Origin of the sequence: Clavibacter sp. MX14-G9D (assembly GCF_032917815.1) — a bacterium.
Classification (GTDB): domain Bacteria; phylum Actinomycetota; class Actinomycetes; order Actinomycetales; family Microbacteriaceae; genus Clavibacter; species Clavibacter michiganensis_K.
The window spans coordinates 1-7334 of the sequence record NZ_JAVCVL010000140.1 but is presented as its reverse complement, the minus strand read 5'-3'; the positions used below and the strand labels follow the sequence as shown (position 1 = coordinate 7334).

General features: G+C 75.5%; 9 protein-coding genes. 6 read left to right on the top strand and 3 right to left on the bottom strand.

What is annotated here, in order from left to right; all coding sequences use genetic code 11:
* Positions 1-170: 170 nt before the first annotated feature.
* Positions 171-1028 carry a helix-turn-helix transcriptional regulator gene (locus Q6969_RS11195; protein WP_317230509.1) on the bottom strand — a complete coding sequence of 286 codons (858 nt, stop codon included), beginning with the start codon at positions 1026-1028 and terminating at the stop codon, positions 171-173.
* A gap of 101 nt (positions 1029-1129) precedes the next feature.
* Between Q6969_RS11195 and Q6969_RS11190 the strand changes: the two genes are divergently transcribed.
* Together Q6969_RS11190 and Q6969_RS11185 are read left to right on the top strand one after the other, a co-directional pair.
* Positions 1130-1810 (top strand): SDR family NAD(P)-dependent oxidoreductase, encoded by a 681-nt coding sequence (locus tag Q6969_RS11190; protein WP_317230508.1) that lies wholly within the window; start codon positions 1130-1132, stop codon positions 1808-1810.
* 41 nt (positions 1811-1851) lie between these two features.
* Positions 1852-2250 carry an SRPBCC family protein gene (locus Q6969_RS11185; protein ID WP_317230507.1) on the top strand — a complete coding sequence of 133 codons (399 nt, stop codon included), beginning with the start codon at positions 1852-1854 and terminating at the stop codon, positions 2248-2250.
* Between the two features lie 30 nt (positions 2251-2280).
* Here Q6969_RS11185 and Q6969_RS11180 read toward each other — a convergent pair whose 3' ends face one another.
* Positions 2281-3144 (bottom strand): helix-turn-helix transcriptional regulator, encoded by an 864-nt coding sequence (locus tag Q6969_RS11180; RefSeq protein ID WP_317230506.1) that lies wholly within the window; start codon positions 3142-3144, stop codon positions 2281-2283.
* A 102-nt stretch (positions 3145-3246) separates the two neighbouring features.
* Between Q6969_RS11180 and Q6969_RS11175 the strand changes: the two genes are divergently transcribed.
* Both Q6969_RS11175 and Q6969_RS11170 read left to right on the top strand, forming a co-directional pair.
* Positions 3247-3987, top strand: a complete 741-nt coding sequence (locus Q6969_RS11175; protein WP_317230505.1) for an SDR family NAD(P)-dependent oxidoreductase — start codon at positions 3247-3249, stop codon at positions 3985-3987.
* Positions 3988-4016: 29 nt separating this feature from the next.
* Positions 4017-4907 (top strand): serine hydrolase domain-containing protein, encoded by an 891-nt coding sequence (locus Q6969_RS11170; RefSeq protein WP_317230504.1) that lies wholly within the window; start codon positions 4017-4019, stop codon positions 4905-4907.
* A 10-nt stretch (positions 4908-4917) separates the two neighbouring features.
* On the opposite strand, the gene Q6969_RS11165 is transcribed toward Q6969_RS11170, so the two are convergent.
* Positions 4918-5337 carry a rhodanese-like domain-containing protein gene (locus tag Q6969_RS11165; protein ID WP_317230503.1) on the bottom strand — a complete coding sequence of 140 codons (420 nt, stop codon included), beginning with the start codon at positions 5335-5337 and terminating at the stop codon, positions 4918-4920.
* Between the two features lie 94 nt (positions 5338-5431).
* Here Q6969_RS11165 and Q6969_RS11160 point away from each other — a divergent pair, with 94 nt between their 5' ends.
* Positions 5432-5890: an Lrp/AsnC family transcriptional regulator gene (locus Q6969_RS11160; RefSeq protein WP_317230502.1), complete on the top strand. Its 459-nt coding sequence runs from the start codon at positions 5432-5434 to the stop codon at positions 5888-5890.
* Positions 5891-5957: 67 nt separating this feature from the next.
* Positions 5958-7196: an AAA family ATPase gene (locus tag Q6969_RS11155; protein ID WP_317230501.1), complete on the top strand. Its 1239-nt coding sequence runs from the start codon at positions 5958-5960 to the stop codon at positions 7194-7196.
* Positions 7197-7334 lie beyond the last annotated feature (138 nt).

The window sequence follows — 7334 nt, the reverse complement described above, 5'->3', positions numbered from 1 at the left end:
CCCGCCGCGAGCCCGGCCTCGTCGAGCGCGCCGTCGCGCTGCGTGCCCACGTGGCCGACGCCGACCGGCTCAGCACGGGCGAGCGGACGCTCCTCGCGGAGTGGCTCAACCGGATCGCGGCGGCCCGCTGATCCACCGCCACCCGACGCGGGCGCCCTGCCGGACCGCCCTCAGGCCCCCGCCGCCTCCACCGGCGCCGTCGTCAGCGCCTGCAGGCCCGTGACCCGGAGCAGTTCCAGCCGCGCCTCGTCCTCGCTGCCCGGCTCGGCCGTGTAGACGACGATGCGCAGGTCGCTGCCCGGCACGGAGAGGGTGTCGCAGTCGATCGTGATGGGGCCGACGGGCGTGCTCGTCACGGTCTTCCGGCTCGACCGGTGCTCGGCGACGCGGGCCTCGCTCCAGCGGCGCGCGAACTCCGGCACCTCGGCGCGCAGCCGGGTCACCAGGCGGGCGAGCGCGCGGTCCGCCGGATAGCGGCCCACCGCCGTGCGCAGGTCCGCAGTGAGGTCGCGCGCGAACTCCTCCTCGTGCACGGCGTCGAAGTCGGTGCCCGCGTGGCCCTGGGTGAAGTAGGTCCAGACGAGGTTGCGGTCCCAACCGGTGCGCGTCGACGGATCCCCGTTCAGCGCCGCCCACAGCGGGTTCCACAGGAGCAGGTCGTGCGTGGCGGTGAAGACCGCGAGCGGCACGTCGCCCAGCCGGTCGACGATGCGGTGCACCCCCGGCGTGATGTGCCGCGGCACCTCGCCGCGACCGGGCGGGGCGACGCCCGCGACGCGGTGCAGGTGGTCGCGCTCGTCCTCGGTGAGGCGGAGCGCGCGGGCGAGCGCGCCGAGCATCTGCGGGGACGGGTTGACCGAGCGGCCCTGCTCGAGCCGCACCACGTAGTCGACGCTCACGCCCGCGAGCGCGGCCAGCTCCTCGCGGCGGAGGCCGGCGGTGCGGCGGTGCGATCCCGCGGGCAGGCCCACGTCCGCCGGCTGGACGCGTTCGCGCCAGGCGCGGAGGACGCTCGCGAACTCGGTCATGGACCCATCCTCCGCGCTGGCGGCCCGATCAGCCTGGTACCGCCGGTCCTCCCGTCGACGGGTGCCTGGGCGCGGCGTCGGCCCGGGCGCAGGATCGACGCATGACCACCACGCTCATCACCGGATCCAACCGCAGCCTCGGCCTCGAGACCGCGCGCCGCCTCGTCGAGGCCGGGCACACCGTCTACGCCGGCATGCGCGACACCGCCGACGGCGATGCCGTCCGCGCCCTGGGCGCCCACCCCGTCCAGCTCGACGTCGACGACCAGGCCAGCGTGGAGCGCGCCGTCGCGTCGCTCCCGGAGCTCGACGTGCTCGTCAACAACGCCGGCGTGCTCGGCACCTCCTTCGGGGTCGACGACCTCACCCCCGCGGCGATGCTCTCGGTGCTGCAGACCAACGTCGTCGGCATCGTGCGGGTGACGCAGGCCGCGCTGCCCCTGCTGCGGGCGTCCGCCGCGCCGGTCATCGTCAACGTCGCCTCGGGCGTCGGCTGGCCGCGCGCCCTCGCCGGCGACGGCACCGACGAGAGCCACGTGCTCGCGGTGCCGTACGCAGCCTCGAAGGCGGCCGTCATCACCCTGACCCTGCAGTACGCGAAGAACCTGCCGGGCTTCCGGGTCAACGCCACCGACCCCGGCTACACGGCCACCGACTTCAACGGCCACGGCGGCCACCAGACGGTCACCGAGGGTACCGACGCGACCGTGGCGATGGCGCTCGTGGGACCGGACGGGCCGACGGGCGGGTTCCACAGCCGGCACGGCCGCATCGACTACTGAGGGGCGTGGACCGCCGTGCCGCTGCGCGCTAGCGTCGAGGCGTGACCTGGCCCGCGCTGCACGTCTCCCGTCCCGTCGATGCCGACGTGGCGTCCGTCGTCGCCGTCGCGGGGGATCCCGCGCGGCTGCCCGAGTGGGCGGCGGGCGTCAGCTCGGGGATCCGCCTCGAGAGCGGGCGCTGGCTGTCGGACTCGCCGATGGGCGCGATCGAGATCGCGTTCACCGGTCCGCGCGAGCTCGGGATCCTCGACCACGACGTGACGCTGCCCGACGGGACGGTCGTGCGGAACCCGCTGCGCGTGCTGCCGAACGCCGACGGCAGCGAGGTGGTGTTCACCCTCTTCCAGCGCCCGGGCGTGACCGACGAGGAGCTCGCCGCCGACGCCGCCCTCGTCGCCGCGGACCTCGACCGGCTCGCGGCGCTGGTCGTCCGCGCCTGACGTCAGCCCCGCGTCGCGCGGCTCACGCCGTCACGCGTCGGCCGTGACCGGCGCGTCCTCGCCGAACCGGTGGTGTCCGAGCACGGCGAGCAGCTCGAGCTTCCCCGCGGCGTCGGACCGCGGGGCGGCCGTGAGCACGAGGAGCGCCTGGCCCTGGTCCTCGGTGAACAGCGCCTGGCAGTCGAGCTCGATCTCGCCCAGCTCCCGGTGGATCAGCGTCTTCCGGTCGTGGAACCGGGTCCCCACCTCGTGCCGTTCCCACAGCGCCCGGAACTCGTCGCTCGTCGCGCTGAGCCGGTGCACCAGCGCGGCGGCGGGGGAGGACGGGCCGGCGGAGCCGAGGGCCATCCGGAGGCCCGCGACGAGCGACGCGCCCTGGCGCTCGTGGTCGGACGCCGGGTACACGTCGCGCTCGCCCGGCCGGGTGAACCAGCGGTAGACGGCGGCGCGCGCCATCCCGCGCTCCTGCATGTGATCGCCGAGCAGGATCGCGGCCAGCCGGTTCTGCGCGAGCGTCTCCCCGAGGCGGGAGATGATGACGGCCGGCGTGTCGTCCAGTCGGTCGAGCACCCGGCGCAGCGGCGGGGCGACGTGCGAGTCGAGGGGCGTCCGCGCGGGGACGTTCTGGCCGGCCAGCCGGTGGAGGTGGTCGCGCGCGTCGTCCGTGAGCCGCAGCGCACGGGCGAGCGCCTGCAGCATCTGCACGGACGGCTGCGGACCCCGCCCCTGCTCCAGCCGCGCGTAGTAGTCCGTGGACATGCCCGTCAGCTGCGCGACCTCGTCGCGTCGCAGGCCCGGCACGCGGCGGCGGGGCGAGTCGGGGAGCGCCACGTCCGCGGGCCGCAGCCCCTCGCGGCGGGCGCGCAGGAAGGCGGCGAGCGCGGATCTGTCCATGCCGCCATCATCGCGCTCGCGGCGGGGCGGGAGGGAGGGAGCGCCGGTCCCACGATGACCGCTCCCCTCCCGGATCCGCCCGGGCCGCCGCACACTCGGCCCATGGACATCACCGGCAACACCGCATTCATCCCCGGCGCCACCTCCGGCATCGGCCTGGCACTGGCCCTGCGACTGCAGGCGGCCGGCAACACCGTCGTCATCGGCGGACGCCGCACCGGGCTCCTGCAGCGACTGGCCGCCGAGCACGGCCTGGGCACCGTCGTCATCGACGTCACCGATCCCGCCTCCGTGCGCGCCGCCCGCGACCAGGTGCTCGCCGAGCACCCCGACCTCGACGTCGTCATCGCGATGGCCGGCGTCATGGGCGTGGAGGACATCCGGAGCGCGGACTTCCTCGACCACGCCGAGCGGGTCATCGACACCAACGTCCGCGGACCGCTGCACCTGGTCGCGGCGTTCGTGGAGCACCTGCGGACCCGCCCGCGCGCGGCCCTCATCACGGTCTCCTCGGGGCTCGCCCACGCCCCGCTCGCCGTCACGCCCACGTACAACGGCTCCAAGGCGTTCATCCACCGGTTCACCGAGTCGATCCGCCTGCAGCTGGCCGGCACCTCGGTGCAGGTCATCGAGATCGTCCCGCCGGGCGTGCGGACGGAGCTGCTCCCCGGGGGATCCGAGGACGAGCGGTTCATGCCCCTCGACGCCTTCGCCGACGAGGTGATGGCCCTCCTCGAGTCCCAGCCCGACGCCCGCGAGATCCTGGTGGAGGCGGTCAAGCCGCTCCGCTTCGCCGAGGTCGAGGGCCGGTACGACGCGACGGTCGCCGCGATGAACGGCTGAGGGGGCGGGCCGGCCGCCACACTGGATCCATGAGCACCGCCGCCGCCGACGTCCTCGCCCGCCTCGTCGAGGGCATCGACCGCGAGCGGCTCGGTGCGTACGGCGCCGTCGTCCGGATCGGCGACGACGAGGCCGCCCACCGCTGGCGTAGCGACGACCGGGAGGACCTCTACTCGGTGTCGAAGGGCGTGTGCGCGCTGGCCGTCGGCATGGCGGTGGACGCGGGGATCCTCGCGCTCGACACCCGGGTCCCCGAGCTGCTGCCCGACCTCGAGCTCGGCGCGGGCGTCGACGGGGTCACCGTCGAGCACCTCCTCACCATGACCAGCGGGATCGACCTCGCCTGGTTCGGCGACGAGCCGGTCCCCGGCCCCGACCTCGCGCAGGCGATGCTCGGCCGCCCGAGCCGCGGCCGCGTCTTCCAGTACAGCGACGCCAGCCCCTACGTCGCCATGCGGATGCTCGCCGCCGAGGTCGGCGACGTGCGCGACTGGCTGCTGCCGCGCCTGTTCGACCCGCTCGGCATCGGGAATCCGCAGTGGCACCGCTGCCCCCTCGGCTTCGTCGTGGGCGGCAGCGGACTGCACCTGCGGACGGGCGAGCTGGCGCGCATCGGCCGGCTGCTGCGCGACCGCGGTGCGTGGGAGGGTCGTCAGCTCGTGAGCGGGGAGTGGATCGACCGGATGCACGCCGACTGGGTCGGCACCGGCGGCGACGATCCCGACGCGCCCTTCGCCCGCTACGGCCTCGCGACCTGGGACGGCCCGGGCGACGCCTGGCGCCTCGACGGCCGGTACGGGCAGTACGTGGTCGTGGACGCGTCCCGCGACGCAGTCGTCACCATCACCGCGCACGAGGAGGAGCGGGACCACCTGCTCGCCGAGCTCGCGGTGGCGTCGGTCGTCGACGTCGTCGGCTGATCCGCGCGGGTCAGTGCACGGGCGCCGTCAGCGGATCCGGTGCCCGGCGCGTGCGCCCCGCGTCGGTCGCCACCGCGAACCCCTCGCGTGCCCAGTACTCGAACCCGCCGATCAGCTCCTGCACGCCCGTGTAGCCGAGCGTCGCGAGCGCGAGGGCGGCGCGCGTGCTGCCGTTGCAGCCCGGTCCCCAGCAGTAGACGACGACGCGGGCGTCGCGGTCGGGCAGCTCGGTGGCGGCGCGCGCCGCCAGCTCCGCGCCGGGGATGTGGACCGCCCCGGGGATGCGCCCCTGCGCCCACGCGGCGTCGGATCGCACGTCGACCACGAGGGGCGCGGCGCCGCTCGCGCGGTCCGCGGCGAGGTCGGCGGGGTCGGTCTCGCAGGCCAGCTTGGCGGCGAGGAAGTCGATGGCGGAGAGGCTCGTCTGCATGCCTCCATCGAAGCGGTCGAGCTCCCTGGCGCGGAAGGGCGGTCGCCCGGCATCCGGGCCCTCGCGCCGCGGATCGCCCGGTAGGTTCGGCCGCATGCCGACGAATCCGCCGCTCGCCCTCGACGCCACCGACCACGCGATCATCGCCGGGCTCCAGGCCGACGGCCGCATGAGCGTCACGCAGCTCGGCCGCGCGGTCTCGCTCTCGGCCAGCGCGACGGCCGAGCGGGTGCGCCGCCTGACCGAGGCCGGGATCATCACGGGCTACTCCATCACGGCGGATCCCGAGGCCCTCGGCTGGGCCGTCACCGCCTTCGTGCGGCTGGCCTACCCCTCCGGCGACTACCGCCCCTTCCACGCGCTCGTGGCGGAGATGCCGGAGATCGTCGAGGCGCACCACGTCACGGGCGCCGACTGCTTCATCGTCAAGGTGCACGCCCGCTCGATGCGCGACCTCGAGCGCATCACGGGCCGCCTCGCCGTCCTCGGCGGGATCACGACCCACGTCGTCTACTCCAGCCCGGTCCCGGGTCGGCACGTCGGGCCGGCATGACCCGCGCCGCGACCCGCACAGGTTGGTAACATTACCAAGCCTCGCGGGGCTTGGTAACATTACCAACGTGCGCGACGCGACGGACAACCCCTTCAGCCCCGGATCCGACACGGTCCCGGAGATCTGGGCCGGCCGCACCGAGCAGCTCGGCGACTGGCGCGACGTGGTCCGCCCCCGGCTCCTCCGCGGGCTCCCCGAGCGCGGGCGCACCGTGCTCGGGGAGCCCGGTCTCGGCAAGTCCTCGCTCGTCCGGCGCATCGCGCGGACCGCCGCCCGCGACGGGGACTGGGTCACGCCGCAGCTCCGCATCCCGCTCGGCGCCGATCCGCTGAAGCCCGTCGCGGCCGCCGTGCTGGAGCTCGCGCGGGCCGCGGGCCTGCCCTCGGCGCGCGAGAGGCGGATCCGGGAGGCGATCGACCGGGTGGAGACGGTCGCCGCGGCCGGGCTCTCGCTCACCGTGCGCGGATCCGACCGGAGCGGCCCCGAGCCGTACACGGCGCTGACCGCGCTGCTCGTCGAGGTCGGCCGCGCCGCCATGCGCCAGGACCGGGTCGCCCTGGTCCACGTCGACGAGGTGCAGAACATCACCGACGAGCGGACGCTCTCCCAGCTGCTGATCGCGTTCGGCGACGCCCTCACGCACGAGGAGGAGGTCGAGGTCCCCGGGGGCGCGCGCGTGCGCCGGTCCCTGCCCATCGCGGTGTACCTCACGGGCCTGCCGGACTTCGAGGACCGGGCCGGCGCGCACAAGGGGGCGACGTTCGCGCGCCGCTTCCGCACGACCGTCCTCACCGCGATCGACGACGAGGACATCCGCGCCGCCCTGCAGGACTTCGTCGTGCCCGGCTGGGAGGTCGCGGACGGGACCGGCCGCACCGCGCGGATCCGCATGGAGCAGGACGCCGCGGCCGCCATCGTCGACCTGTGCCGCGGGGAGCCGTTCCTCTTCCAGCTGGCGGGGGAGCGCGCCTGGTACGCCGGATCGGGGACGACGATCACCCGCGACGAGGTCCACGCGGGCTGGCGGGGCGCGGAGCGCGAGGCGGCCGCGCACGTGGAGCGGATCCTCGAGCGGCTGCCCCCGCGGGAGCGCGCCTTCGTGGAGGCGATGGCCGCGCTGCCCGCGGCCGAGCGCACGCTCACCCGCATCGCGAGGGCGATGGGCCGGTCGAGGGCCGCGGAGGTCGGCACGACGGCGCAGCGCCTGGACACCGTGCGCGGCATCATCGACCGGGGCACGTCCTACGGCTTCCGCCACCGCGCGATCGAGGCCCACCTGACGAGCGCCTGGCCGCGGGTCGGGTGACCCGTCCGCGGGTCAGCGCGGCGTCGCACGCGGCCGCCCGTCGTGGAGCCACCCCGTGAGCGCCACCACCTCCGCCGCGATGTCGCCCACCGACCGGCCGTCGGTCGCCACGCGGTGCACCGCGCCCGACGCGCCCGC

Excerpts from the sequence above, each read along its gene's own strand:
- Q6969_RS11195 (WP_317230509.1), bottom strand. The coding sequence starts at position 1,028 with ATGACCGAGTTCGCGAGCGTCCTCCGCGCCTGGCGCGAACGCGTCCAG.
- Q6969_RS11190 (WP_317230508.1), top strand. The coding sequence starts at position 1,130 with ATGACCACCACGCTCATCACCGGATCCAACCGCAGCCTCGGCCTCGAG.
- Q6969_RS11180 (WP_317230506.1), bottom strand. The coding sequence starts at position 3,144 with ATGGACAGATCCGCGCTCGCCGCCTTCCTGCGCGCCCGCCGCGAGGGG.
- Q6969_RS11175 (WP_317230505.1), top strand. The coding sequence starts at position 3,247 with ATGGACATCACCGGCAACACCGCATTCATCCCCGGCGCCACCTCCGGC.
- Q6969_RS11170 (WP_317230504.1), top strand. The coding sequence starts at position 4,017 with ATGAGCACCGCCGCCGCCGACGTCCTCGCCCGCCTCGTCGAGGGCATC.
- Q6969_RS11165 (WP_317230503.1), bottom strand. The coding sequence starts at position 5,337 with ATGCAGACGAGCCTCTCCGCCATCGACTTCCTCGCCGCCAAGCTGGCC.
- Q6969_RS11160 (WP_317230502.1), top strand. The coding sequence starts at position 5,432 with ATGCCGACGAATCCGCCGCTCGCCCTCGACGCCACCGACCACGCGATC.